23 protein-coding genes are annotated in these 25,015 nt (G+C 64.5%); 14 read left to right on the top strand and 9 right to left on the bottom strand.

From position 1 onward, the window contains the following. Nucleotides 1-31: 31 nt before the first annotated feature. The gene (locus ACTX90_RS04450) at nt 32-472 is read right to left on the bottom strand and encodes a hypothetical protein (protein WP_443443262.1); all 441 of its coding nucleotides are present in this window, start codon (nt 470-472) and stop codon (nt 32-34) included. A gap of 302 nt (nt 473-774) precedes the next feature. Here ACTX90_RS04450 and ACTX90_RS04445 point away from each other — a divergent pair, with 302 nt between their 5' ends. Continuing rightward, nucleotides 775-1,272 carry a hypothetical protein gene (locus ACTX90_RS04445; RefSeq protein WP_146955890.1) on the top strand — a complete coding sequence of 166 codons (498 nt, stop codon included), beginning with the start codon at nt 775-777 and terminating at the stop codon, nt 1,270-1,272. A gap of 17 nt (nt 1,273-1,289) precedes the next feature. Further along, nucleotides 1,290-2,576, top strand: a complete 1,287-nt coding sequence (locus ACTX90_RS04440; protein WP_443443260.1) for a glutathionylspermidine synthase family protein — start codon at nt 1,290-1,292, stop codon at nt 2,574-2,576. A 30-nt stretch (nt 2,577-2,606) separates the two neighbouring features. On the opposite strand, the gene ACTX90_RS04435 is transcribed toward ACTX90_RS04440, so the two are convergent. Further along, the gene (locus ACTX90_RS04435; protein ID WP_443443259.1) at nt 2,607-2,810 is read right to left on the bottom strand and encodes a hypothetical protein; all 204 of its coding nucleotides are present in this window, start codon (nt 2,808-2,810) and stop codon (nt 2,607-2,609) included. Nucleotides 2,811-2,835: 25 nt separating this feature from the next. Between ACTX90_RS04435 and ACTX90_RS04430 the strand changes: the two genes are divergently transcribed. Further along, on the top strand, nt 2,836-3,351 hold the full coding sequence (locus tag ACTX90_RS04430; protein ID WP_113606746.1) for a CGNR zinc finger domain-containing protein: 516 nt from the start codon (nt 2,836-2,838) through the stop codon (nt 3,349-3,351). A gap of 207 nt (nt 3,352-3,558) precedes the next feature. Then, entirely contained in the window at nt 3,559-5,343 is a 1,785-nt protein-coding gene (locus ACTX90_RS04425) for an acetyl/propionyl/methylcrotonyl-CoA carboxylase subunit alpha (protein WP_237562230.1), read from the top strand. Between the two features lie 85 nt (nt 5,344-5,428). On the opposite strand, the gene ACTX90_RS04420 is transcribed toward ACTX90_RS04425, so the two are convergent. Beyond that, nucleotides 5,429-5,776, bottom strand: a complete 348-nt coding sequence (locus ACTX90_RS04420) for a hypothetical protein (protein ID WP_047118499.1) — start codon at nt 5,774-5,776, stop codon at nt 5,429-5,431. A gap of 235 nt (nt 5,777-6,011) precedes the next feature. On the opposite strand from ACTX90_RS04420, the gene ACTX90_RS04415 reads away from it, so the two are divergent. After that, a complete protein-coding gene (locus ACTX90_RS04415) occupies nt 6,012-6,482 on the top strand; it encodes a hypothetical protein (protein WP_443443257.1) in 471 nt (156 codons plus the stop codon). A gap of 17 nt (nt 6,483-6,499) precedes the next feature. Here ACTX90_RS04415 and ACTX90_RS04410 read toward each other — a convergent pair whose 3' ends face one another. From ACTX90_RS04410 to ACTX90_RS04400, 3 genes are all read right to left on the bottom strand, one after another. Further along, the gene (locus ACTX90_RS04410; protein ID WP_443443256.1) at nt 6,500-7,240 is read right to left on the bottom strand and encodes an SDR family oxidoreductase; all 741 of its coding nucleotides are present in this window, start codon (nt 7,238-7,240) and stop codon (nt 6,500-6,502) included. 230 nt (nt 7,241-7,470) lie between these two features. After that, nucleotides 7,471-8,859, bottom strand: coding sequence for an MFS transporter (locus ACTX90_RS04405; RefSeq protein WP_443443254.1), 1,389 nt, complete (start codon nt 8,857-8,859; stop codon nt 7,471-7,473). Nucleotides 8,860-9,180: 321 nt separating this feature from the next. After that, nucleotides 9,181-10,509, bottom strand: coding sequence for an NAD(P)H-quinone dehydrogenase (locus ACTX90_RS04400; protein WP_231736104.1), 1,329 nt, complete (start codon nt 10,507-10,509; stop codon nt 9,181-9,183). Nucleotides 10,510-10,718: 209 nt separating this feature from the next. Between ACTX90_RS04400 and ACTX90_RS04395 the strand changes: the two genes are divergently transcribed. The 7 genes from ACTX90_RS04395 (at nt 10,719) to ACTX90_RS04365 (ending at nt 17,169) form a co-directional block, all read left to right on the top strand. Continuing rightward, complete coding sequence (locus ACTX90_RS04395; RefSeq protein ID WP_047118493.1) at nt 10,719-11,519, top strand: purine-nucleoside phosphorylase; 801 nt, start codon at nt 10,719-10,721, stop codon at nt 11,517-11,519. A 75-nt stretch (nt 11,520-11,594) separates the two neighbouring features. Continuing rightward, on the top strand, nt 11,595-13,313 hold the full coding sequence (locus ACTX90_RS04390; protein ID WP_424572549.1) for a phospho-sugar mutase: 1,719 nt from the start codon (nt 11,595-11,597) through the stop codon (nt 13,311-13,313). Between the two features lie 43 nt (nt 13,314-13,356). Further along, on the top strand, nt 13,357-14,043 hold the full coding sequence (deoC, locus tag ACTX90_RS04385; RefSeq protein ID WP_120989897.1) for a deoxyribose-phosphate aldolase: 687 nt from the start codon (nt 13,357-13,359) through the stop codon (nt 14,041-14,043). A gap of 32 nt (nt 14,044-14,075) precedes the next feature. Then, nucleotides 14,076-14,333: a hypothetical protein gene (locus ACTX90_RS04380; RefSeq protein WP_053797537.1), complete on the top strand. Its 258-nt coding sequence runs from the start codon at nt 14,076-14,078 to the stop codon at nt 14,331-14,333. A gap of 122 nt (nt 14,334-14,455) precedes the next feature. After that, a complete protein-coding gene (locus ACTX90_RS04375; protein WP_424572550.1) occupies nt 14,456-14,623 on the top strand; it encodes a hypothetical protein in 168 nt (55 codons plus the stop codon). A gap of 145 nt (nt 14,624-14,768) precedes the next feature. Then, nucleotides 14,769-16,667, top strand: a complete 1,899-nt coding sequence (locus ACTX90_RS04370) for a heavy metal translocating P-type ATPase (protein WP_424572551.1) — start codon at nt 14,769-14,771, stop codon at nt 16,665-16,667. Between the two features lie 7 nt (nt 16,668-16,674). Then, nucleotides 16,675-17,169: a tetratricopeptide repeat protein gene (locus tag ACTX90_RS04365; protein WP_443443983.1), complete on the top strand. Its 495-nt coding sequence runs from the start codon at nt 16,675-16,677 to the stop codon at nt 17,167-17,169. Here ACTX90_RS04365 and mfd read toward each other — a convergent pair. Further along, entirely contained in the window at nt 17,166-20,780 is a 3,615-nt protein-coding gene (gene mfd / locus ACTX90_RS04360) for a transcription-repair coupling factor (protein ID WP_113606753.1), read from the bottom strand. The genes ACTX90_RS04365 and mfd overlap by 4 nt on opposite strands. A gap of 244 nt (nt 20,781-21,024) precedes the next feature. Between mfd and ACTX90_RS04355 the strand changes: the two genes are divergently transcribed. Together ACTX90_RS04355 and nhaA are read left to right on the top strand one after the other, a co-directional pair. Beyond that, nucleotides 21,025-21,519 carry a DUF2505 domain-containing protein gene (locus tag ACTX90_RS04355; protein WP_047118488.1) on the top strand — a complete coding sequence of 165 codons (495 nt, stop codon included), beginning with the start codon at nt 21,025-21,027 and terminating at the stop codon, nt 21,517-21,519. A 172-nt stretch (nt 21,520-21,691) separates the two neighbouring features. Further along, the gene (nhaA, locus tag ACTX90_RS04350) at nt 21,692-23,044 is read left to right on the top strand and encodes a Na+/H+ antiporter NhaA (protein WP_047118487.1); all 1,353 of its coding nucleotides are present in this window, start codon (nt 21,692-21,694) and stop codon (nt 23,042-23,044) included. 80 nt (nt 23,045-23,124) lie between these two features. Here the strand turns inward: nhaA and sufU are convergent, their stop codons facing one another. After that, nucleotides 23,125-23,571: a Fe-S cluster assembly sulfur transfer protein SufU gene (gene sufU, locus ACTX90_RS04345; RefSeq protein ID WP_443443252.1), complete on the bottom strand. Its 447-nt coding sequence runs from the start codon at nt 23,569-23,571 to the stop codon at nt 23,125-23,127. A gap of 1 nt (nt 23,572) precedes the next feature. Continuing rightward, on the bottom strand, nt 23,573-24,865 hold the full coding sequence (locus ACTX90_RS04340) for a SufS family cysteine desulfurase (RefSeq protein WP_047118626.1): 1,293 nt from the start codon (nt 24,863-24,865) through the stop codon (nt 23,573-23,575). Between the last annotated feature and the right edge of the window lie 150 nt (nt 24,866-25,015).

Below are 25,015 nucleotides of genomic sequence, written 5' to 3'. Positions count from 1 at the left end.
TCTTCGTGGCAGGCTCCGCTTTGTGGTTCGGTCAGGGACCCTTGATGAAGATGTTCTCGTGGATTTGCTGCCATCCCTTGGACTCGTAATTGCGGATCTCGGCGTCATTGCGCACGAGTGCCGTGTGGCCCTCGGGCGTTGAAAATTCGACGATAAAATCTGTTCCGCCCAGCCCGCCGCATCCACCCATCGCCCCTTCACTGGGATCAGCGTGCTCGAATTTGAACAGGCATGCCATCTTTTGGTCTTCGGAGGTGGCGACGTAGTAGTCCAAGTCATTGTGGCTGGCCAGCAGCCTGGACGTGTCAACGGCCATGCCGCTGTCGGAAAGCAATGCCTGGTCGCCGGGCCAACGGTCTTCTTCCTGCGCCTGCTGGTGGATGGCGGGAATGCCCGAACCGCTTGCGCAGCCGGCGAGCATTGCGACGCTCATGCCGAGCAGCAGGGCCGGGCCAAGAAAACGGATTCTCACTAGGCATGCTCCTTAGTTCCCGTTGACCAGAGCCTATCGGAGAGCGTGAGGACAGCGTTTGATTGCTCGAAAACGAGTCAGAATCGTTACCTCGTTGGCGGCTGGTTGCTGGAACAATCACGGGGTATCCCCCGGCCGCAGGCAGCGGTTATCGGCTCCAGGTGTCGGCGTCTAGCTGCGGCCCGGTGTGAGCAGTCCCGGTAGTTGCGCGCGGCGGCAAGTGCTGTCATTGCACCGACCTGCTGCCTGAACTAGATAGCATGGCTGTAGGAATCCTATTCCCTTCAGAAAGTACCTAGATCTTGAACGTCCAACGACGATTCACCTTGCCAGCGGTAGCCACCGCTGCGGCGCTGGTGTTGACCAGCTGCGGCAGCGACTCCGGTTTCGAGTCCACCCCAGACCCCAGCACTGCGGCCGCAGAGGACACGGTGTACTGCGTGGATGAAGACAATGTCATTGTCGACGAGACCCAGTGCGATGATGCCCAGCAGACTTCCACGCAACACCACGGGCCCGGAATCGGCACCGCGCTGATGTTCTTCATGATCGGCCGCTACGCCGGCGGCCTGCGCCCGGGCACCAAGCTCGATCCATCGCAGTCCACCCAGCGTTTCCGCTCCGATGATGCGGCCGCCCGCAGCAAGGCAGGCCTTTCCGGCACCGTGCGCAACGGCTACTCGGCGTCTACCGGCAAGCCGGCCGGATTCGGCTCGCCCTCCAAGCAGAACTCGACTTCCAAGCAGAACAGCGGCAGCGGCCATTCGGGCGGCTTCGGCGGCGGGTCTTCGGGAGGCTAAGCACGATGCAGCGCAAAATGACTACCGCCCGCCCGGACTACCTTGCCAAGGTCAATGCGGCCGGGCTGGTCTACACCCATGAGGATCGGGTGAGCACGTCTCCCGAGCTCTACCGCTATTGGCGCGATGACGCCTACTACGAGCTGTCGCCCAAGGAAATCGAGGTCCTGCACCGCGCCTCGGCATCGGTCTTCGCGATGCTGGAGGAGGCCGGGGACTACCTGCTCTCCCCCTCAGGCGCCGCCGACCTTGCACGATTCGGTATTCCCCGCCGCGCCATGCGCGCGATCATCGACAGCTGGAACGAGGAGCCTGCCTGCAGCTCGGTGTACGGACGCTTCGACTTCCGCTTCGGCGGGCTGGACCATCCGGAAGCAGACCAGCGCATCCCGAAGCTCTACGAGTTCAATGCCGACACCCCGACCTCACTGGTCGAATCCCTCGTGCAGTGGCAATGGTTCGAGGACAACCGCAACCTCGGCGCCACCCAGTGGACCAACATGTACGAGGACCTCGTTGTCGCCTGGCAGCGCAACCTGGAATTGATTACCCGCAAGATCGGTAGCATGCCCACGGTCTACTTCGCCTGCAGCGCGGAAGACACCTCCCACGAGGATGAGATGAATACGCTGGTGCTGCGCGACACCTGCGCCGCGGCCGGCTACCGTACCGAGACCATCTATATCGAGAACCTGTGGGTAGACGGCGAAGGGCGCTACCGCGCCGGGGAAGACGGACCGGCTATCCAGGTCATCTTCAAGCTCTACCCGTGGGAACACATGGTCCACAGCGAGCACGCCGATGCCCTGTTCAACGACATGCTTGATTCCGGGTTCAACGGCGCCTCCTACCAGGGCGGCACCATCTGGATCGAACCGCCCTACAAGATGCTGTGGAGCACCAAGGCCATCCTGCCGGTGTTGTGGAAGCTCTTCGGCAACGACCCGGACCGCTCGCAGTACCTGCTGCCTGCCTGGTTCGAGGGCCAGCAGCCGTCATATCTGGAACGCCTGGGCTACGTGCGCAAACCGCTGCTCAGCCGGGAAGGCGCGGACATCACCCTGCACAGCCCCAACGGAGAACTCACCCTGGGCGAGGTACAGGGCTACGGCGAGGAAGGGTTCATCCTCCAGGAGCTCGCCCTGCCGCCGGTCTTCCACCGCGAGGACGAGCACAAGGATGTCAGCACGGTGCTGGGCGTCTGGATGATCGATGGCGAGCCTTCGGGGCTGGCCATCCGCGAAAGCCACGGGCCAATCACCGACAACTTCGCGAATTTCATTCCGCACGTCGTGACACGCTAGCAGGCCGGGGCGCCGGCGCGTCCCGTCGAGTTATAGACGCAATTCATGGCTGCCCATCGATAATTGCTGCGCAACTGGCCGCAGCTGCATGTGGCGGGTAACGCAAGCGCTGCATTGCGTGTAGACCACCTCGCCTTCGGAAGTCCAGTGCCGGGATTCGACTTCCCAGCTGTGCTTGTCGCATGCGCGGTGGTTCAGGGTTTCCGGCTGTTCTGCCTTGGCTGTGTTCGTCATGAGTTCAGCATGGTGTAATGTCCTTATGCAACTCAACCCTTACGGAGAATACGCCGTCCTGCTCGCGTCTTCCCTGGCCAATCATTGGCCTTCGGACCGTGACGGCATCGAGGAACGCACCCGCGAGGTAGGCATGTCCATGCCTTTCCCGCGGCTGCCCGACGACCATGCCCAGGTGCGTTCGGTGATTGACGATTGGCTTGCCGTGGTCGATGCGCCCTCGGACCTGGAGCGCGCGCAGCTGCTCAACACCCAACTGGCTTCGGCCGCCGCCTATCCGCGCCTGGTCGACCACGACAACGAGGGCTGGCATCTGCACTACCGCGACGATGGCCAAAGCATGCCCCAAGTACTCAGATCGGTCATCTGCACCGGCACCGCGCTGCACCTGACCACGCGCGGCATGCATCGCCTGCACCGCTGCGAAGCTTCCCCGTGTACCAACGTCGTGGTAGACGTGACCCGCAACGGACGCCAGCGCTATTGCTCAGTGCGCTGCGCGAATCGCGCTGCCGTGCGCCGCCACCGTGCCCGCGCCTGAACTCGCAGGGACCGGGACGGGCGGAAACCTGTTGTAGGCGTCAATTAATCATTGACCGACGCTTTCTCCATCAGCAGGCACATTTTGTAGGAATCCTCCAAAGTTTCTGGCCAAACACCCGGGTTTGAGCGGTTAACTACATATAGTTCCCACAAAAACGATAGGCTCCTAGATGAGAAACCCCAATTTTTGAAGACAAGGTTCATGATGAATCCATTGACGAAGGTACTTATCGCCAACCGCGGCGAAATTGCAGTGCGCATTATCCGTGCCGCCCGCGATGAGGGAATCGAGTCGGTTGCCGTCTATGCAGACTCCGACCGCGATGCCCTGCACGTACGCCTGGCCGACGAGGCCTATGCGCTGGGCGGCACCACCGCTGCAGAATCGTACCTTCGCATTGAGAAGATCCTTGATGCGGCAGAGCGCTCCGGCGCCGACGCAATCCACCCGGGCTACGGCTTCCTCTCGGAGAACGCCGAGTTCGCCCAGGCGGTTATCGACGCCGGCCTGACCTGGATCGGCCCGTCCCCCGAGGCCATCGACAAGCTGGGCGACAAGGTCAAGGCGCGTCACATCGCAGAGAAGGTCGGCGCGCCGCTGGTTCCGGGCACCAAGGATCCTGTCGAGTCGGCCGAGGAAGTCTACGCCTTCGCCGACGAGCACGGCCTGCCGCTGGCCATCAAGGCTGCCTACGGCGGGGGCGGACGCGGCATCAAGGTGGTGCGCAACCGCGAGGAAATCGGCGAGCTCTACGAATCCGCAGTCCGCGAGGCCGTGGCGGCCTTCGGCCGCGGCGAATGCTTCATCGAACGCTTCCTGGATGCCCCGCGCCACGTGGAAACCCAGTGCCTGGCCGATGTGCACGGCAACGTCGTGGTGGTGTCCACCCGCGACTGCTCGCTGCAGCGCCGCAACCAGAAGCTCGTGGAAGAGGCTCCGGCCCCCTACCTGAGCGAGGAGCAGATCACCCGCCTGTACGAGTCGTCCAAGGCCATCCTGCGCGAGGCCAACTACTCCGGCGCCGGCACCTGCGAATTCCTGGTGGGCCAGGACGGGGTCATCTCCTTCCTGGAGGTCAACACCCGTCTGCAGGTCGAGCACCCGGTTTCCGAAGAGGTCGCCGGCATGGATCTGGTGCGCGAGCAGTTCCGCATCGCCCGCGGCGAAGAGCTGGGCTACGGCGACCCCGAGCTGCGCGGCCACTCCTTCGAGTTCCGCATCAACGGCGAGGACGCAGGCCGCGGCTTCATGCCGACCCCCGGCACCATCACCAAGATGACCCTCCCGTCGGGCCCCGGCGTGCGCGTCGACTCGGGCATCGAGCAGGGCGAGAGCGTCTCGGGCAACTTCGACTCGATGATCTCCAAGCTGATCATCACCGGCCCGACCCGCGAGATCGCCGCCGCCCGCGCCCGCCGTGCCCTGGAGGAATTCCAGATCGAGGGCATGGCCACCGTGCTGCCGTTCCACCGCGCCGTCATGAGCGACCAGGCCTTCGTTCCGGCCGAGGGCCCGTTCCGCGTGCACACGCGCTGGATCGAGACCGAATTCGACACCTTCATCGCCCCGCATCCGTTCCCGACCGAGCAGGCCGAGGAACAGGACACCGAGCGCACCTCGGTGACCGTCGAGGTGGGCGGCAAGCGCCTGGAGGTGACCCTGCCGGCATCGCTGGGCTCGGCATCCTCCAACGGCGCGGAGAAGAGCACCGCAGCCAAGAAGAAGCGCAAGCCGGGCCGCAAGGCAGCCGGGGCCGCGGGCGGCAACAGCGCCGAGCTGCGCTCCCCGATGCAGGGCACCATCGTGAAGGTTGCCGTGGACAACGGCGCCGAGGTTTCCGAGGGCGACCTGATTGTGGTGCTGGAAGCCATGAAGATGGAGCAGCCGATCACCGCACACCGCGATGGCATCATCTCGGGTCTGGAAGTCACCCCGGGTGAAACCCTTTCGTCGGGCGCCGTGATCGCCACGATCAGCGACGAAAAGTAAAACGCTTGGCGCTGCCGGAGCTCCCGGCAGCTCACGCAACGGCCGCCGCCACCCGGTAACTTCGGGTCGCGGCGGCCGTTGCGTATCAACGGGATTCCAGATCTATGTCTTCCAGCTTCGGGTGCGCATCGCCCACCCAGCTGATCTCCACTGACTCGATGTAACCGCCCTCATGCCAGAGCAGGACGTCCACAGCCGTCGTCGCCTCCGCGGTTTCAGCTATGTCAAAGGACACCGGGCGGCCAACGCCTCGGGGCAAACGGACACTGCGATTGGCGGGTTTCAGCTTGAAGCATTCCGAGCAGTGTTCCTCCGGGGCTACCAAGGCTCCCTCGAACTGGCTCTGCAGGGCAGCGGCAAGTCCGGGTTCAGCCGCGGCGATGAGCTTGTCGAGCAAGGCGCGCTGCGTCTTGCTGGGCGTCATGTAGTCCATGAAGCCAGAGTAGTTGCCTGGCCACGAAACATTGTGTATCCCGGAAAGCCGCCCGCCATGGCGGACATGGCATGTCGGGTGACTCCGGGCCGACACCCCCGGCGGGGCGGACCAAAACGCCAACCGTCTCTGATGGCAGCTACTGCCTCTCCGCAGCGGCCTCTTTAGGGACTGCAACCAAATCGTGTCTGCGACAAGTAACCTTGACCGTTCGGACTCCCGCTAGACTGAAAAAATGCGAATCAGCGTGGTTATTTTTGGTGTGCTCGTCATCTGCATGCAAGCTTTTTTCGGTGCATTCTTGATGAATGATTGGGCTGTCACCGCTGCAAGTGAATTGCCGCTAGAGGAAACTGTCGCTGAAATGCGCCGGGCCGAGCAGAATTACTCGAAGAACGGAGGAATCGTCTTCGCGTCGTTGGGCGTAGTGTTGGCGCTGGGTTGGGGATTCCTCGTTTCACAGCGCCGGTTCATTGCCTCAAACTGGGCGGCATTGACTTCCTGGGGAGCGATAATCGCGCTGGGAGCTCCGGCATACTTCTTCTTCTCTTTCGCAAACATGAACTCCGTCGGTGACACATTCTACGATTGGAACTCCGACGCCGCATTCGCCTTGGAAGAGCCCCTATACGTGACCAGCGGGATTGCTGCGCTCATTGCCGTCATCGGACTTGTAGAGGTTCTTCGCCGACCTGCGATTCGTTAGTTCACCACCCACGCCTGCTATTGCCTGCCTAACCATTCGGTATAGGATTCGGTGCCCAGCCTGGCTCCAGGCCCCGGCAGGATCCCGCCGTCGCGCATGGCCTTGCCCATTGCGCCGGGCAAGGGCACCTCGATGATTTTCGGCGACTGGTTCTGCTTGGCCAAATACTGGGCGAAGAGCTGCGGCATCCATTCTTCCTTGGGGCCTGCCAGATCCTGCATGATTCCCGCTGCTGGCTGCACCGCCAGTTCAATCAGTGCCTGCGCCACCTCGCTACCGGCAATCGGCTGCAGGCGCATCTTGGGCGCCACCTGGACCGGTCCAGCCGACATTCTGTTGATGTTCTGTCCCACGAATTCATGGAACTGGGTGGTGCGCAGCAAGGTGTAGCCGCCGGGCAGGACGCGCAGCATCCGCTCCTGCGCCGCCTTGCCTGCATAGTATCCGGCGTCGATCTGAGCCGCGCCGACGATGGACAGCGCCACATGGTTTTCCACTCCGGACTCGCGGCCGACGATCAGGAGGTTTGCGGTGGACTGCGTGAAATAGCGCATGGAGGCCGAGGCGCTGGTGGTTGACGATCCCGAAACATCGATCACCGCGGAGCAGTCGACAAGCCATTGCCGCACCGAGTGTTCATTGGTCAGGTCGCAACCCGCTGAACGCGACAACACAACCGGTTCGTGCCCTGCCGCAAGAACCTGCTCGACAACTTGTTTCCCGATAACGCCGGTCCCTCCGGCCACTGCGATTCTCATGCTGGATCCTCACCTCTGGATGTTTGGCGCGACACTGCCATGCTTCCACGTTCGAACGTCGTTTGTAAGGGCTGCCGGCCCGAGGCCTTGTCCCAGCGAAAATACCGCTGTGTGCATGGAACCGAGTTACAGGGTGGGCATTGCCTGCTTAAGCGGGCGAAAGGCCCGCATCAACCCCAACGGGTTGACGCGAGCCTTTCGATTGTTTTATCAGGCGGAGCCGCGACGAATTACTCGACGAACTCTTCCATGTCCACGTCCGAGGTATCCCGGGTCATGAACAGCGCGATCAAGGTCAGGACTGCACCGATGGCCAGGTAGATGCCCACGCCCACGGTGTTGCCGCCACCGGCGTTCCACAGTGCGATGGCCACGAAGGAGGCCGGGGCCGCGCCGATCACGGAGGACATGTTGTAGGCGATGGCCGACCCGGTGTAGCGGACGTTCGACGGGAACAGCTCCGGCAGGTAGGCGGCCATCGGGCCGAAGGTCAGGCCCATCAGGGTGAAGCCGACAATCAGGCCCACCATGGCGGCGCCCTGGCCCGGTCCGAAGAACAGCGTCCAGCCGGCTCCGAAGACCAGGATGGCCACGGTGACCCAGATCAGGAACTTGCGGCGGCCGAACTTCTCGGCCAGCGGGCCGGAGGCCACGGTGAAGATGCCGAAGAACACCACGCCGATGATCAGCATCGTCAGGAAGACCGGACGGTCGATGCCGAGGCCCGGAACGAATCCTGCCGCGTCGAAGACCTTGCCCTTGGCCTCGGCCGCGGCACGGGCCGCTTCCTCGGTGGCCGGGGCGGTGCCGTAGGTCAGGGTGAAGGAAGTCATCAGGTAGAACAGCACGTAGGTGGCCACCATGATGAAGGTGCCGGCGACAACCGGGCGCCAATGGTGCTTCATGGTCGCCTTGAACGGCGACTTAAGGACCTTGTCCTGGGAAACCACCTTCTGGAAGGACAGCGATTCAACCAGCTTCAGACGGACCCACAGGCCGATGATGACCATGACTGCGGAGAAGTAGAACGGAATGCGCCAGCCCCAGGCCATGAACTGCTCTGGCGTCAGCGAGGTCTGCAGGAAAACAAACATCAGGTTGGCGATGATGAAGCCGACTGGAGCTCCCAGCTGCGGGAAGGTGCCGTAGACGGCGCGCTTGTTCTTCGGGGCGTTCTCAGTGGCCAGCAGCGCGGCGCCCGACCATTCACCGCCCAGCGCCAGGCCCTGGGCGAAGCGCAGCAGCACCAGCGCCAGCGGGGCCAGCACGGTCCACATGCCCTGGGCCGGCGGCAGGAAGCCGATCAGGAAGGTGGAGATGCCCATCAACAGCAGGGACGCGACCAGGGTGCCCTTGCGGCCCAGCTTGTCGCCATAGTGGCCGAAGACGACCGAGCCCAGCGGGCGGGCCAGGAAGGCCACGCCGAAGATGGCGAACGAGGAGAGGATCGCATTGATCGTCGTGGCATTCGGGAAGAACAGGGCCGGGAAAACCAGCACAGATGCAGTGGCATACGCGTAGAAGTCGAAGAACTCGACCGTGGTGCCGATCATGCTGGCGAACAGCACCCGGCCACGGGTATTCTCCTTAGGCGCTACCGCGGGGTTGGCCTTCGACATGGAGGCGTCTCCTTAGTGATGAGCGAGAATCGAATGTAACAATCCTATGCCCGGGTGCTCAGCATACGGATATCCATGTCCAGCATTTGGACACCTGATTCGATTGCGTCAATCTCGAACCCTCGATTCGACATCCCACTTGCGAAAATACGCATACCCTCGAATCCGGCACGATGTGTAATGTATTCGCATACTCCAATATCAGAGCAATGGCGTCTTAGGAAGAGCCTGGCAACAATTCAGTTTTAGTCGAGGTCACAAACGAGAAGAGCCGCCGCTCGTCCGGAAGTCGGAAGAACGGCGGCTCTGCGCATGCGGCGCTTAGCTGTGGCGATGCAGGCGGCGTGCCGCCTCGGCCAACGAGCCAGAGAGCGACGGGTAGACCGTGAAGGTCTCAGCCACGTCATCCACATGCAGCGAATTCTGCACGGCGAGAGCCAGAGAGAAGATCAGTTCGCTGGCGCGCGGCGCCACGACCACGCCGCCGATGACGGTTCCGGACCCCTTGCGGGAAACGATCTTGACGAAGCCCTGGTCCACGTTCATCATCTTCGCGCGGGCATTGGTGTTCAGGTCGACCTTGATGATGTTGGCCTGGTACTTGCCTTCGGCCACGGCCCGCTGGGTCACGCCGACGGTGGCGATCTCCGGGGAGGTGAAGATGTTGGAGGCCACCAGGTCGAGGTTCAGCGGCTTGACCGAGTCGCCCAGCAGGTGGGCGACGGCGATGCGTCCCTGCATGGCGGAGACGGAAGCCAGCGCGAACACACCGGTGCAGTCGCCGGCGGCGTAGATGTTGGTGGCGGTGGTACGGGATACGCCGTCAACCTGGATGTGTCCGGACTTGGTCAGCTGCACGCCGGCCTCTTCCAGGCCCAGGCCTTCGGTGTTGGGAATGGAACCCACTGCGACCAGGCAGTGGCTGCCTTCCAGCACGCGGCCGTCGGCCAGGGTCACGAAGACCTTGTCGCCCTTGCGCTCCACGCCTTCGGCGCGGGCCTGGGCCACGACGTTCACGCCATTGGACTTGAACACGTCCTCCAGCACGCCGGCCGCGTCCGCGTCCTCGCCTGGAAGCACGCGGTCGCGCGAGGAGACCAAGGTCACCTTGGCGCCCAGCAGGTTGTAGGCGGAGGCGAACTCGGCACCGGTGACACCGGAACCGATGACGATCAGGTGCTCGGGCACCTCGTTCATGTTGTAGATCTGGGTCCAGTTGAAGATGCGCTCCCCGTCCGGCTTCGCGGTCGGAAGCTCACGCGGATGGGCGCCGACCGACAACAGGATCGCGTCGGCTTCGACGGTCTGCTCGGATCCGTCGGGGCGGGAAACCTGGACGGTGCGGTTGTCCACCAGGCGGCCTTCGCCAATGATGATGCGCACGCCGGCACGTTCGAGGGTGGTGCGGATATCGCCGGACTGCTCCTTGGCAAGGGCCAGCAAACGGTGGTTGACCACCGAAAAGTCGGTTACTGCCGAATCCAGTCCGTCCACGTGGACGCCGAAGGTCTCCGCGTGCTTGACGCGGCGCACCGCGTCCGCGGTGGCGATCAGGGTCTTCGACGGCACAACGTCGGTCAGCACGGCTGAACCACCCATGCCCGCACGTTCCACCACGGTGACGTTGGCTCCCAGCTGGGCCGCGCCCATGGCCGCTTCATAGCCGCCGGGACCGCCGCCGAGAATTACCAATCGGGTTGCTTCATTCCTACGTTCTGCGCTCACGCTTCCTATTGTTCACCATGGGCGGATATTGCGCACATCGCCGCCGTCGGCCCCCGGGCGTGATTTTGGTTGTGAAGCACTGGTTTCGCCTGACAAAGCGCCTTGTGGACGGTAGCGTATTTCACGTGACTGATATGCATAATGACCCACAAGTTCTCGCTGCCGAGGCTGCCCAGGCGATCGCCGAGCAGACCGGAGTAGCAAAGCATGACATCGCCCTGGTCCTGGGCTCCGGCTGGGGACAGGCCGCAGAGCTGGTCGGCGAAACCACCCACACGCTGGACGCCACCACGATTCCGGGCTTCCACGCCGCCGCGGTCCCAGGCCACAAGGGCACCATTTCCTCGATCCTGACCGAATCCGGCAAGCGCGTGCTGGTGCTCGGCGCCCGCACCCACTTCTACGAAGGCCGCGGCGTGCGCGCGGTGGTCCACCCGATCCGCACCGCGGCGGCTGCAGGCTGCACCCAGCTGGTGCTGACCAACGGCTGCGGCGGCCTGAACGAAAACTGGGCCCCGGGCACCCCGGTCATGATCTCCGACCACATCAACCTGACCGCTGCCTCCCCGCTGGAGGGCGCGACCTTCGTCGACCTGACCGACCTGTACTCCTCGCGCATCCGAGGCATCGCCCGCGAGGTCGATTCCACCCTGGACGAGGGCGTGTACGCCCAGTTCACCGGCCCGCACTACGAGACCCCTGCCGAGGTGCAGATGGCCAAGCGCATCGGCGCCGACCTGGTGGGCATGTCCACCGCGCTGGAAGCCATCGCCGCACGCCATGCAGGCATGGAGATCTTCGGCATGTCCCTGGTGACCAACCTGGCTGCCGGCATCAGCCCGGTGCCGCTGAGCCACGAGGAAGTCATCGAAGCCGGCCAGGCCGCCGGCCCGCGCATTTCCAAGCTCCTGGCGCAGATCATCGCCCGCCTCTAGGCCCGGGCCGGGGCGGCGGCCAACCGGTCGCCGCTTCGTAACGCGCGTGTGAGTAAGAACTAGGCAGGGAGAAGAATGGAAAACGTATCCGCACAGGGCCAGCTGCTTGAGACTGCGACCGCTTGGGCGGCCGCGGACCCGGACGAGGCGACCCGCACCGAGCTGCAGGAGCTGGTTTCCCGCGCGGGGACCGACGCCGCGGCAATGGAGGACCTGGCCGACCGCTTCAGCGGGGTGCTGGAATTCGGCACCGCCGGGCTGCGCGCCGAATTGGGCGCAGGCCCCATGCGGATGAACCGCGTCGTGGTGCTGCGCACCGCAGCGGGCATCGCCCGCTTCCTTGAGCAGCAAGCCGACGGGGCCTACACCCCGAAAGTGGTCATCGGCTTCGATGCCCGCTACAACTCGGACGTATTCGCCCGGGATTCGGCCGCCGTATTCACCGCCGCGGGCTTCGAGGTGCTGCTGATGCCAGCGCCGCTGCCCACCCCGGTGCTGGCCTGGGCGGTACGCCGCTTTGCTGCGGAAGCCGGCGTCATGGTCACCGCAAGCCACAACCCTCCGCGCGACAACGGCTACAAGGTCTACGTCGGCGGCCGCGCCTCTAACGACGCCGGCCGCGGTGCGCAGATCGTCTCCCCCGTCGACGCCCGGATCGCGGAGCTGATCGACCACGAGCAGCCGGTCTCGCGGATCCCGCAGGCGGACTCCGGATGGCTGGTGCTGCCCGCCACGGGCGCCGAGGGCGATATCGAAGCCGAGTACCTGGCCGCCATCGGCCCGGTCATTGAAGCGCAGCCGGACCGCGACCAGCTGCGCGTGGTAGTCAGCGCCATGCACGGCGTGGGCGGGCACACCATGCGCCAAGCCCTGCTGAACGCCGGATTCAGCGACGTGCACATGGTCGCCGCGCAGGAGCATCCGGACCCCGAGTTCCCCACCGTGAAGTTCCCCAACCCCGAGGAGCCGGGCGCCATCGACCTGTCGCTGGAACTGGCTCGCGAAGTCGGGGCGGACCTGGTGATCGCCAACGACCCGGACGCCGACCGCTGCGCCGCGGCAGTGGAGGACCAGGGCGCCTGGCGCATGCTGCGCGGCGACGAAGTGGGCTGGCTGCTGGGCGACCACCTGGCCACCCGCCTGCCCGAGGGCCGCAAGCTGGGCAATTCCATCGTTTCCTCGCGCATGCTGGCTGCCATCGCCAAGGATGCAGGGCGCGAGCATGAGGAAACCCTGACCGGCTTCAAGTGGATCTCCCGCGTGGAGAACCTCGGCTTCGGCTACGAGGAGGCGCTGGGCTATTGCGTCGCCCCGGATCTGGTCCGCGACAAGGACGGCATCTCCGCCGGCGTGATGCTCGCAGACCTGGCCGCGCAGCTGAAGGCCGCCGGAAGCAGCATCCCGCAGCGGCTGGATGAGCTGGCAGCCCGCCACGGCGTGCACGTGACCGACCAGCTCTCCCTGCGCTTCACCGACCTAGCGCAGATTCCAGTGCTCATGGACAAGATCCGCACCAATCCCCCGGAGCATCTGGGCGGATCCGCGGTCAGCGAGGTCACCGACCTCTCCCAGGGCTCCGAGAAGCTCCCGGCCACCGATGCCATGGTGCTGCACACCTTCTCCGGTGCGCGGGTCATCATCCGCCCGTCGGGAACCGAGCCGAAGCTGAAGTGCTACCTGGAAACCATCGAGCCGGTGGATGACATCGAACAGGTCGCCCAGGCGCGCCTCGATGCCACGACCCAGGTCCTGGCCATCAAGGAACAACTGGCCGCGTACCTGAACGCCAATTAATACCTGCCGCCACAGAACGCGGCACCAACAATTCGAGGACATCATGACTGAACTAAGCGCCCGCGACATCGCCGGCTACATCGACCACACCCTGCTGGCGGCCAACGCCTCGCGCGAGCAGATCGTGGCGATCTGCGAGGAAGCCAAGAAGTACGAATTCAAGTCCGTGTGCGTGAACCCGGTGTGGACTTCGACTGTCGCCCGCGAGCTGGAGGGCTCGGACGTCCTGACCTGCACGGTGATCGGATTCCCCCTGGGCGCCTCCGCCACCGCCACCAAGGTGTTCGAAACCACCCAGGCCGTTGCCGACGGCGCGAACGAGATCGACATGGTCATCGACATCGCCGCCGCACTGCGCGGGGACCGCGACGCACTGGTCAATGAGATCTTCGCCATCGCCCAGGCCGCCCACGAGGGCGGAGCGATCCTGAAGGTCATCATCGAGACCTGCCTGCTGACCGAGGACGCGAAGGTCCTGGCCTGCGAAGCAGCCAAGGCCGCCGGTGCCGATTTCGTCAAGACCTCCACCGGTTTCTCCACCGGCGGCGCCACCGTGGAAGACGTGGCCCTGATGCGCCGCACTGTCGGCCCCGAGATGGGTGTGAAGGCTTCGGGCGGCGTGCGCAGCCTGGAAACCGCGCGTGCAATGATCGAAGCCGGTGCAACAAGGCTAGGTTCCAGCTCAGGAGTTGCTATCCTAGAGGGAGAGCAAAGCGGTTCCAGCTACTAGGCAGCCGCACCGAAAGCCAACAAGGAGCAAAAGTGTACTCGAACGGCAAGAACACTGCCCATTCCGGTGAAGGTCGCCTGGCAGGCAACCTGGTCGCCTTCGTTATCTTCTTCGCAGTCTTCGCAGGCGCGTTGTACTCGCTGTCGTTCTGGTCTTTTGAAAACGCCTGGATCCCGTCCATCCTCTGCTTCGGCCTGACCATCATCGCCTTCGCAGTGCCGATGCACATCATGGGCCGCGGCGACAAGGCCGAGGAACTGGTTGCCTCCGCTTCGGAGTTCCAGAAGTAAAAATGCTTCATCACAGCGGGGAGGCCTTCGGGCCTCCCCGCTGTTGCTTTAACCGGGGTTCGGCCCAGGTCCCAGGCGCTGGTTCCGGCGCGGCCGGCATCCCGGCCCGTAGTGTAGGATCCATGAATCCATTGATACCCAACGCGTTTGAAGTCATTGTCCTCTACATTGTCCCGCTGATTGTCACCGTGGTTCTGGCCGTCGTGGTCTACAAGCTCATCAAGGGTCCAGCGAAGGAAACGAACCGCCGCTGGATGTCCGAGGACCAGGATCCCGGCCAGGACTCCTAGGCGGATGAGAAAAGCTGTCTGATATTTCCGGCACGACTGGCCCGTTGAACTTCATCCACGAACTTATCCCGGCTCCGTACCGGCCATCGTTGCTATGGTGAGATCATTCGGTTCACAGGCGCTGACCAGTCGATAGGGAGACATCGTGAAGCTGGGACAACAGATTCGACGCTATCCGCTGTTGGCCGTTGCGGTCATCGCCCTGCTGGCCACCGGTGCCACGGCCCTGGCCGGCATGGACACCGCCAGCCGGTGGATCGCATGGACTGCCATCGCAGTCGCCGTGCTGTGGATCGGCACGGGAATGGTCAAGGATCTGCTGCGCGGCCGCTACGGGCTGGATATCCTGGCGCTGGTGGCGATCATCGCCTGCCTGCTGGTCGGTGAGTACCTGGCCTCCCTGATCATCGTGCTGATGCTTTCCGGCGGCGAAGCCCTGGAGGACTTCGCCCAGCGCCGGGCCACCGGCGAGCTCTCCGCGCTGCTTGACCGCTCTCCCCTGCAGGCCCACCTCGCTGCCGACGAATCCGGCCAGGATGTCACCGACGTCCCGGTGGAGCAGGTGGAAGTCGGGGACCTGCTGCTGGTGCGCCCCGGCGAGCTGGTGCCGGTTGACGGCCTGATGCGTTCCGAGGCTGGAAGCTTCGACGAATCCTCGCTGACCGGAGAACCGGTTCCGGTGGTCCATGCCAGGGGTTCCGAGGTGATGTCGGGTTCGGTCAACGGGTCGCAGGCCGTGTACCTGCAGGCGCTGCGGCGCAGCGGCGACAGCCAGTACCAGCAGATCATCGCGCTGGTGCGGCAGGCTCAGGATTCCAAGGCGCCGGTGGTGCGCTTGGCCGACAAGTTCGCGGTTCCCTTCACCCTGCTTTCATTGCTGATTGCCGGGATCGCCTGGGCGGTGTCCGGGGATCCGGTGCGTTTCGCCCAGGTCCTGGTGCTCGCCACCCCCTGTCCCCTGCTGATTGCCGTGCCGGTCGCCTTCCTGGGCGGCATGTCCCGTGCATCCACAGAGGGTGTGGTGGTCAAGGGCGGCGCCGTGCTTGAGCAGCTCGCCAAGGTACGCAGCGCCGCCTTCGACAAGACCGGTACCCTGACTGCGGGCCGCCCTGCGCTGGTGGGCATCCAGACCCAGCATGACCCCGACGAACTGCTGCAGCTCGTGGCTTCCGCCGAGCAGTTCTCCACCCACGTCATGGCCGCAGGCCTGATTGCGGCGCTCACCGACCGCGGGCTGCCGCTGCTCCCGGCGGAAGACGCGCAGGAAGTCGCCACCAACGGCGTCAGCGCCCTGGTGGACGGACGCCGGGTGGCCGTGGGCAAGCCGTCGTTCATCGCCGCCTTGGACCCGTCCCTGCAGCGGGTCGAGCTTGAACCCGGGCAGTCAGCAGCCTACGTCGCGGTGGACAACAGCTTCGCCGGCGTGATCCTGATGGCTGACGCGCCGCGCCCGGAGGCCTCCGCGGTGCTGCGCTGGATGCGCGACCACGGCGTGGAGAACCAGGTCATGCTCACTGGCGACGTGGAGCAGACCGCGCAGGCAGTTGCCTCCCAGGTGGGCATCGGCAAGATCGAAGCGGAGCTTCGCCCGGGACAGAAGGTGCAGCTGCTCAAGGACATGCAGCCCCGGCCGGTGCTCATGCTGGGCGACGGCACCAACGACGCCCCGGCGCTGGCCGCCGCGGACATCGGCATGGCGATGGGTTCGCGCGGTTCCACCGCTGCCGGCCAGGCCGCCGACGCGGTGGTCCTGCGTGATTCGCTGGAACCCGTGGCCCAGGTGATGGCCATCAGCCGCTACACCCTGAGTGTCGCGCACAGCGCCATCTGGATCGGCATCGGTCTGAGCGTGGGGCTGATGCTGGTCGCCACCACGGGCGTGATCCCGGCCGTGACCGGAGCCCTGCTGCAGGAAGTCGTGGATCTGGTGGTCATCGTCTATGCGCTGCGCACGCTGCGCGGACCCCGCCCCGCCAACTTCCACGGCGCGCTGCCGGCCCCCTCGACCGTCGCCTTGGCGCAGCATGTGCGCAGCAGGGACTGAGTTGATCATGGATTCTTGGCAACAACGGCTTGATGACTTTTGGCAAGCAGCCCCGAGCAGGGATGCCATGACGCTGGGTGTGGAGCTGGAGCTCCTTGTGGAGTCCGGGATTCCTGCCGGGCATGCGGCATTCGAGCGGGCCAGCCTGCACGACTACCTCGGCGAGGAAGAACAAGCAATACCGCTGTACCGGATGGCTCTGGAAAGCGGGACGCTGAGCCCTGCCAAATGCAGCGAGGCAAGAATCCAGCTCGCCAGCAGCCTGAGGAATATCGGTGAACCCGGACCGGCGGCCGCAGTGCTTCAGGACATCGGGCCCGACGACCCGCTGCATGCCGATGCGCAGGCGTTCCTGGCGCTCGCGCTGTTCGACGCCGCAGAAGCGTCGGCAGCATTGAAAACCGCTCTGACGGCGCTCGCACCGGCCCTGCAACTTTATGCTGGACCGGTGCGCCGCTACGCGCAGGAGCTAGGGAACAGGCATCTGCCCGAAACTCGCTAGCCCTTGGCCGCAGCTGCTGGGGTCGGTTCGAAGATCGCGTAGACCAGGTTCTCCGCCCAGTCCAGCATGGCTTCGTCCGCCAGATCCCGGCCGCCGACCGGCGAGGTCTTCGGCTTCGGAATGAAGATGGAGTTCAGCGCCGGCTTGTTCGCCGAACCCGGGTACAAGCGTTCCAGGCGCACCTGGCGGCTGGCCGGCAGGTCCTCGATCTTCGCCGGCGACAGCTTGATGTGGTTGCCGACCTGCTGGATGTCGTGCAGACCCACCGCGCGGGCGCGGATGCGCAAGGCCGCGACGCGCAGCAGGTTCTCCACCGGCAGCGGCAGCTTGCCGTAGCGGTCTTCGAGCTCCTCGCGGACCTCGGCCAACGCCTCGCTGGATTCCGCGGAGGCGATGTTCCGGTAGGCCTCCAGGCGCAAGCGCTCCCCCGGCACGTAGTCGTGCGGCAGGTGCGCGTTGACCGGCAGGTCGATCTTCATCTCCGTGGCTTCTTCCTCGCCCTCGCCCTTGTAGTCGGCAACCGCCTCGCCGACCAGGCGCAGGTAGAGGTCGAAGCCCACCCCGGCGATGTGGCCCGACTGCTCCCCGCCGAGCAGGTTGCCGGCGCCGCGAAGCTCCAGGTCCTTCATGGCCAGCTGGTAGCCCGAGCCCAGCTCGTTGTGCGCGGCCACGGCCTTCAGGCGTTCCAGGGCCACCTCGCCCAGCGGCTTCTCCGCGTCCCACAAGAAGTAGGCGTAGGCGCGTTCGCGACCGCGGCCCACGCGTCCGCGCAGCTGGTGCAGCTGCGAGAGCCCGTAGTTGTTCGCGCGGTCGACAATCAGCGTATTGGCGTTGGAGATGTCCAGGCCGGTTTCGATGATGGTGGTGGAGACCAGCACGTCGAACTTCTTCTCCCAGAAGTCCTGGATGATCCGTTCAAGACGCGACTCGCTCATCTTGCCGTGGGCTACCTCGACGCGCGCCTCGGGAACCAGCTCGCGCAGTTCCGCGGCGACCCGGTCGATGGAGGAGACGCGGTTGTGCACGAAGAACACCTGGCCGTCGCGCATCAGCTCGCGCTTGATCGCGGCGCTGATCTGCTTGTCGCTGCGCGGACCCACGTAGGTGAGCACCGGGTGGCGCTCCTCCGGCGGGGTGGCCAGGGTGGAGGTTTCGCGGATGCCGGTCAGGGACATCTCCAAGGTGCGCGGGATCGGGGTGGCGCTCATGGCCAGCACGTCCACGTTGGTGCGCATCTTCTTGAGCTCTTCCTTGTGCTCCACGCCGAAACGCTGCTCCTCATCGATGATCACCAGGCCCAGGTTCTTGAACTCCACGGTCTTGGACAGCAGCCGGTGGGTGCCGATCACGATATCCACGCTGCCGTCCTTGAGCCCGGCCAGGATTTCCTTGGATTCCTTGGCGGTCTGGAAGCGGGAGAGCGTCTTCACGCGGACCGGGAAGCCCGAGTAGCGTTCGGTGAACGTCTGGTAGTGCTGGGAGGCCAGCAGCGTGGTGGGCACCAGCACGGCGACCTGCTTGGAGTCCTGCACAGCCTTGAACGCTGCGCGCACCGCGATTTCGGTTTTGCCGAAGCCCACGTCGCCGGAGATCAGCCGGTCCATCGGGATTTCCTTTTCCATGTCCGCCTTCACCTCGTTGATGGCGGTGAGCTGGTCGGGGGTCTCGATGAACGCGAAGGCCTCCTCCAGTTCGCCCTGCCACGGGGTGTCGCTGGCGAATGCGTGGCCGCGGCTGGCCATGCGCGCGGAGTACAGCTTGATCAGGTCTCCGGCGATCTCCTTGACCGCCTTGCGGGCCTTGGACTTGGTGCTGGCCCAATCGGAGCCGCCCATCTTGGAGAGCGTCGGGGCCTCGCCGCCCACGTAGCGGGTGATCATGTGCAGCTGGTCCATCGGGACGAAAAGCCGGTCCCCTGGCGCGCCGCGCTTGGAGGAGGCGTATTCGACCACCAGGTATTCGCGCTTGGCGTCCTTGCCGGCGCCGTTGACCTTGCGGGACACCAGTTCCACGAACTTGCCGATGCCGTGCTGCTCGTGGACGATGAAGTCCCCGGCCTGCAGGCTCAAGGGGTCTACGGCATTGCGCTTGCGCTTGACCGTGAGCTTGCGGGACTTGCGGTTCGGGTAGGCGCTGGAGCGTCCCAGCAGGTCCGCCTCGGTCAGCAAACCGGTTTTAAGCTCCTCGAACACGAACCCGCGACCGGCGGCGGCCTGGGTGATTTCGATCAGCCCTGCGGTGGGCTCGGCCGAGAGGTCTTCCACGCGGTGGGCCGGGATCTTGTATTCACCGAACAGCTCGGACAGGCGCGCGGCCGGGCCGGGGCCTTCGGTGGCAACCACCAGGCGCCAGCCGTCCGCCACCCGGGAGGCGATGAATTCCATCATCGCTTCGATATCGCCCTGGTAGCCGTGCGGTTCGCGGGCCGGGACGCGGATGGTCGCAGCGCCCAGGTCCAGTTCCTCGTCGGAGCCCAGCGAGGTGACCGCCCACCAGGAGACCTTGGCCTGGCGCGCGTGCTCGACGGTCTGGGCGAGCGAAGCGAAATCGCCGGTTTCGAGCTTGCGCCCGGCTTCGGCGGTGCTCAAATCCAGCGGGGCGCTAGCTCCGTCCGAGGCCGAGGCCCAGGCCGCGGCCAGGAACTCGGCGTTGGTTTCGTTCAGGTCGTGGGCGCGGGCGCGCACGCGTTCGGGCTCCATGACCAGTGCGATGGAGGATTCGGGGAGCAGGGAGAGCAGCGGCACCATCTTGTCCACCAGCAGCGGGGCCAGGGACTCCATGCCTTCCACCGCGATGCCTCCGGCGATCTTGGTGAGCATTTCAGTGGCGGCCGGGAAGCTGGCCTTGAGGTTCGCCGCGCGGCTCATCACCTTGGGGGTGATGAGCATTTCACGGCACGGGGTCGCGGTGATCGATCTCGGCCCGGCCCCGTCGTGGGAGCGCTGGTCTGCGATGGAGAAGTAGCGCATCGTGTCGATCTGGTCGCCGAAGAAGTCCACGCGCACCGGATGCTCCAGGGTGGGTGGGAAGACATCGATGATGCCGCCGCGCACTGCGAATTCGCCGCGGTGGGTCACCATGTCCACCCGGGCGTAGGCCGCCGCGGCCAGGTCCCGGATCACGGTGTCGAAGCCGGGCTCGGCATCCAGTTCAAGGGTGACCGGGCGCAGCTCGCCCAGGCCCGCCACCAGCGGCTGCAGCACGGCGCGGATCGGCGCAATGATGATCTTCAGGTCCGGGTCCCCGTCATGCAGCCGGCGCAGTACCTCCAGGCGACGGCCCACGGTGTCGCTGCGCGGGGAGAGCCGTTCGTGGGGCAGGGTTTCCCAGGAAGGGAATTCGGCAACGTGCTTGGACGGGAGGTAGGCGGCCAGCGACGCGGAGATGTCCTCGGCCTCTCGGCCGGTCGCGGTGACGATCAGCGTGACCGCGCGCTCGTGTCCTTCGGACAGGCCCTGGCTGACGTGGGCTCCGAGAATCGGGCGCATGCCCTGCGGCGCCGCGATCTCCAGCTCTTCGCTGCGGGTCGAAAAGCTTTGTGATGCACCTTGGCGGATACGGCGGAATGACGATTCCTCGCGCAGGAAATCATGAAGTCCAACTAGGCTCATGCGGCTTTCGTGTCCTCTCGGGCAGGTTAGGGGCCAACGCGCACGAGGCGTTCAGCCCGGTATGACACCACGAACACCGACCGCAAAACGATTCCGCGGCCGGCTAAATGCCAATATGTTGTTTTGATGCCTTCCTAGCCTACCTAATCGAGGTGAACAGATAGGGTTAATGGTGTCCAGTACCCGGGACCGGCAGCTGCCGGTTCTCCCGGCCGCCCAGATTTCTAGATTGGGATACCCATTCATGGCATTGAACGCAAGCACGCAGATCGCCCATCCGGCCGACCAGGTCATCGCCACGCTGGCTGACCGCGGCTTCGCTGAGCACCTGACCTCGCTGGCCAACGGCACCCTGCAGGACTTCACCGTCAGCGGCGACACCGCAGGAGCTTTCACCCTGACCACCGTTCGCGCCATGCCTACCGACCGCGTGCCGGACATCGCCCGCAAGTTCGTCGGCGCCTCGATCCAGGTCACCCAGGTCGAGCAGTGGAGCGCCCCGGATGCCGCAGGCAACCGCTCGGCCAGCGTGAAGATCGATGTCGCCGGTGTGCCGGTGTCGGTGTCGGGCAGCGAGAAGCTGACCGCCCAGGGCGACACCACCGAATTCGCGATTGAGGGAAAAGTCTCCTCATCGATTCCGTTCATCGGCGGCAAGCTCGCCTCGGCAGCCGAGCCGTACCTCGGCAAGGCCCTGAACCTGCAGGCTTCGCAGGTTAACGCCTGGCTTTCGAAGTAGCCTCGACGGCGTCGATTATGACGCCCGACACAGACGCCCGGACCTGCGATTTTTCGCCAGGCCTCCGGGCGTCTGCGTTTTGGGACGTGAATTACGTTAGGGTTGAATACGGTGTGCCGGGAAGTCTGGTCGGCGTGAAATGTTCATTTAACGAAGTAAGCGAGTACAACGCATGACCAACACTCCCTCTTCGGGTTCCCCAAAGAACCTATTTTCCCGGCCGAGCTATAGCGAATCCGTGCGTATCGGCGACATCCTGCGCAAGGAGACCGTCGGCGGCCTGGTCCTGATTGTCGGCGCGGTGCTGGCACTGATCTGGGCCAACACCCCAATGCGCGATTCCTACTTCGCGTTGCGCGACTTCCATTTCGGCCCCACCCTCTTCGGGGTCGACCTGAATCTTTCCATCGGCCACTGGGCGGCCGATGCCCTCTTGGCAGTGTTCTTCTTCCTCACCGGTCTGGAGCTGAAGAAGGAATTCGTCATCGGCGACCTGCGCAACGTCAAGACCGCCGCGGTTCCCGTGGCGGCGGCGTTCGGCGGCGTGGCCGTCCCGGCCATCATCTTCGTGATCGTGGCTGCAGCCTCCGGAGGCTTCGGCAGCGAGCTGATGCAGGGCTGGGCGATTCCCACGGCAACCGACATCGCCTTTGCGGTGGCGGTGCTGGCGGTCATTGGTTCTTCCCTGCCGACCGCGCTGCGCATTTTCCTGCTGACCCTTGCAGTGGTTGACGACTTGATCGCCATCGTGATCATCGCGTTCGTCTTCACCGACGATCTGAAGCCGACCTACTTGGCCTTGGCCCTGATTCCGATCATCCTGTTCACCGTCCTGGCCCGCACCTTGGCGAAGTTCTTCGCCACCCGCCTGTGGGCCGCCTGGGTCATCCTGCTGCCGCTGGGCATCGTCACCTGGATCTTCGTCTTCGGATCCGGCATCCACGCCACCATCGCCGGCGTGATCCTGGGCTTCTGCGTCCCGGTCAAGCGCACCGACGGACGCGAAGGCATCGGCCTGGCCGAGCAGTTCGAGCACCGTTTCCGTCCGCTGTCCTCTGGCTTCTGCATCCCGGTCTTCGCGTTCTTCGCCGCCGGCGTGACCGTGATTTCCCCGGAATCAGGCAGCGGCGGGCTGCTGACCGACCCGGTCTTCTGGGGCATCGTACTAGGCCTGGTGCTGGGCAAGCCGATCGGCATCATGGGCTCGACCTGGGTGCTGACCAAATTCACCAAGGCATCCTTGGACAAGGACGCCAAGTGGGGCGACCTGTTCGGCGTGACGCTGCTGGCAGGTATCGGCTTCACCGTCTCACTGCTGGTCTCCGAGCTGTCCTTCGGCCTGGAGTCGGCGCACTACGAGCACGCTAAGGTCGCCATCCTGGCCGGTTCGTTCATCGCCGCCATCCTCGGCGCCCTGTGGCTGATTCCGCGCAACCGCCGCTACAAGGAGATCGCGGCGCGCGAGTCCCGCGACGACAACAAGGACGGCATCCCAGATGTCTACCAGCAGGGTGAGGACAATTAGTCCCTGACTGGATCGCAACGCAAAAAATCTCTGGTTCCGCCCTCGGGCGGAACCAGAGATTTTTTTGGCTCAGCGTGTTGTTATGCTGCTTCCAGCATGGCGACCTCTGCCGCCACCCAGGCCAGCATGGCGCACTTGACGCGGGCAGGGAACTTGGACACCCCGGCAAAGGCCACGGCATCCTCCAGGATCTCTTCATCAGGGGTCATGGTTCCCTTGGAGCGCATCATTTCCCGGAAGAGATCCAGCTTGTCCAGGAACTCTTCGCGGGTCAGCTCCGGGAGCATTTCGCTGAGCACGGAGGCTGAGGCCATGGAGATGGAACAGCCGTCGCCTTCCCAGCTCATGGCGGTGAACTTCTCGCCTTCCAGCTCCACGCGCACGCGGATCTGGTCCCCGCAGATCGGGTTGTGCTGGTGCGATTCACCGTGGCGGTGGCCGCCCTCCGGTTCCACGAGCGGGGAACCGATGCGGCGCTTTGAATGGTCGAGGATGACCTGCTGGTACAGCTGATCGAGTTCGTTCATTTTAAACTCCAAAATATTCACGAACCGAAGCGACTGCCTCAATCAGGGCCTTGATGTCTTCTTCGGTGTTGTACAGATAAGTGCTGGCGCGGGTGGTCGCGGTGACACCTAGGGCGCGGTGCAGCGGCTGCGCGCAGTGGTGGCCAACGCGCACGGCGATGCCGCGCGAGTCCAGGAACTGGCCTACGTCGTGCGGGTGCACTCCGATGACCTCGAAGGGAACGGTGCCGATCCGCTTGGCATCGGCCGGGCCGAAGACCCGCACGCCTTCCAGGGCTGACAGGCCCTGGTACAGCAGCTCACCCAAGTGCTCTTCCCAGTCCGCGATGCGGTCCATGCCGATCTCGTCGAGGTAGCTGGCGGCCGTGGCGAGACCATGGACCTGGGAGATGCGCTGGGTTCCGGCTTCGAAGCGCTGCGGAGCTGGAAGGTATTCCGCGTGCTCCATGTCCACCACCGTGATCATGGATCCACCGGTGAGGAACGGCGGCATGGCGTTGAGCAGCTCTTCACGGCCATAGAGGCCGCCGATGCCGGTCGGGCCGAGCATCTTGTGCCCGGAGAAGGCCATGAAGTCCACGTCCAGGGACTTGACGTCCACCGGAAGGTGCGGAACGGACTGGCAGCCGTCCAGCACCGTCAGGGCGCCGACTTTCCGGGCGGCGTCCACGAAGCGACGGGTATCGGTAATGGTGCCCAAGACGTTCGAAACATGGGTGAAAGCCACCAGCTTGGTACGTTCGGTGACCAGCGAATCGATCAGGTCGTAGCGCAGCGAGCCATCCTCTGCGATCGGCACGTAGCGCAGGGTCGCGCCGGTGCGGAAGGCGAGCTCCTGCCACGGGATCAGGTTCGCGTGATGCTCAAGTTCAGTAGTGAGAATCTCGTCGCCCGGGCCGAGTCGGAACCGCGCGGCGGCTTCTCCCCCGCGTCCCAGCGAGGCGTTGGACATCGAGTAGCTGATCAGGTTCAGCGCTTCGGTGGCATTCGAGGTCCAGACCAGTTCGTTGGTCTTGGCGCCAATGAACTTCGCCACGGTTTCGCGGCCCTGTTCGAAAAGGTCGGTAGCCTCCACGGCAAGGGTGTGCGCACCGCGGTGCACCGCGGCGTTGGCGTTTTCGTAGTAGTGCTGTTCAGCCTCGTAAACGCAGCGCGGCTTCTGGCTCGTGGCGCCTGAGTCGAGGTACACGATATCGGCACCGTTGACCTGGTGCTCAAGGATCTCGAAGTCCGCCTTGATGCGTGCCACCTCGTTGGCGGTAAGCGCCTCGGCCGTTCCAGTCTGACCAGTCATGGTGTGCACGGGTCCTCCGAATTCTCGTCATGAATCGCCGCGCACTCCGCCGTCCGATCCGGCTGCAATGCGATTAGGCAATAGGTACATTAGGTAATTATTCCACTCCGGACTCCGTTGCACACCTAAGTTAGTCCTTAGTAAGTTTCG

Origin of the sequence: Glutamicibacter soli, assembly GCF_052322135.1 — a bacterium.
GTDB classification, from domain to species: Bacteria; Actinomycetota; Actinomycetes; order Actinomycetales; family Micrococcaceae; genus Glutamicibacter; species Glutamicibacter soli.
Note: the sequence above shows the minus strand (reverse complement) of the source record. Positions and strands in the feature narration are given on the sequence as shown.

Excerpts from the sequence above, each read along its gene's own strand:
- ACTX90_RS04440 (WP_443443260.1), top strand. The coding sequence starts at position 1,290 with ATGACTACCGCCCGCCCGGACTACCTTGCCAAGGTCAATGCGGCCGGG.
- ACTX90_RS04435 (WP_443443259.1), bottom strand. The coding sequence starts at position 2,810 with ATGACGAACACAGCCAAGGCAGAACAGCCGGAAACCCTGAACCACCGC.
- ACTX90_RS04430 (WP_113606746.1), top strand. The coding sequence starts at position 2,836 with ATGCAACTCAACCCTTACGGAGAATACGCCGTCCTGCTCGCGTCTTCC.
- ACTX90_RS04425 (WP_237562230.1), top strand. The coding sequence starts at position 3,559 with ATGAATCCATTGACGAAGGTACTTATCGCCAACCGCGGCGAAATTGCA.
- ACTX90_RS04420 (WP_047118499.1), bottom strand. The coding sequence starts at position 5,776 with ATGGACTACATGACGCCCAGCAAGACGCAGCGCGCCTTGCTCGACAAG.
- ACTX90_RS04415 (WP_443443257.1), top strand. The coding sequence starts at position 6,012 with ATGCGAATCAGCGTGGTTATTTTTGGTGTGCTCGTCATCTGCATGCAA.
- ACTX90_RS04410 (WP_443443256.1), bottom strand. The coding sequence starts at position 7,240 with ATGAGAATCGCAGTGGCCGGAGGGACCGGCGTTATCGGGAAACAAGTT.
- ACTX90_RS04405 (WP_443443254.1), bottom strand. The coding sequence starts at position 8,859 with ATGTCGAAGGCCAACCCCGCGGTAGCGCCTAAGGAGAATACCCGTGGC.
- ACTX90_RS04400 (WP_231736104.1), bottom strand. The coding sequence starts at position 10,509 with ATGGGCGCGGCCCAGCTGGGAGCCAACGTCACCGTGGTGGAACGTGCG.
- ACTX90_RS04395 (WP_047118493.1), top strand. The coding sequence starts at position 10,719 with ATGCATAATGACCCACAAGTTCTCGCTGCCGAGGCTGCCCAGGCGATC.
- ACTX90_RS04390 (WP_424572549.1), top strand. The coding sequence starts at position 11,595 with ATGGAAAACGTATCCGCACAGGGCCAGCTGCTTGAGACTGCGACCGCT.
- deoC (WP_120989897.1), top strand. The coding sequence starts at position 13,357 with ATGACTGAACTAAGCGCCCGCGACATCGCCGGCTACATCGACCACACC.
- ACTX90_RS04375 (WP_424572550.1), top strand. The coding sequence starts at position 14,456 with ATGAATCCATTGATACCCAACGCGTTTGAAGTCATTGTCCTCTACATT.
- ACTX90_RS04365 (WP_443443983.1), top strand. The coding sequence starts at position 16,675 with ATGGATTCTTGGCAACAACGGCTTGATGACTTTTGGCAAGCAGCCCCG.
- mfd (WP_113606753.1), bottom strand. The coding sequence starts at position 20,780 with ATGAGCCTAGTTGGACTTCATGATTTCCTGCGCGAGGAATCGTCATTC.
- ACTX90_RS04355 (WP_047118488.1), top strand. The coding sequence starts at position 21,025 with ATGGCATTGAACGCAAGCACGCAGATCGCCCATCCGGCCGACCAGGTC.
- nhaA (WP_047118487.1), top strand. The coding sequence starts at position 21,692 with ATGACCAACACTCCCTCTTCGGGTTCCCCAAAGAACCTATTTTCCCGG.
- sufU (WP_443443252.1), bottom strand. The coding sequence starts at position 23,571 with ATGAACGAACTCGATCAGCTGTACCAGCAGGTCATCCTCGACCATTCA.
- ACTX90_RS04340 (WP_047118626.1), bottom strand. The coding sequence starts at position 24,865 with ATGACTGGTCAGACTGGAACGGCCGAGGCGCTTACCGCCAACGAGGTG.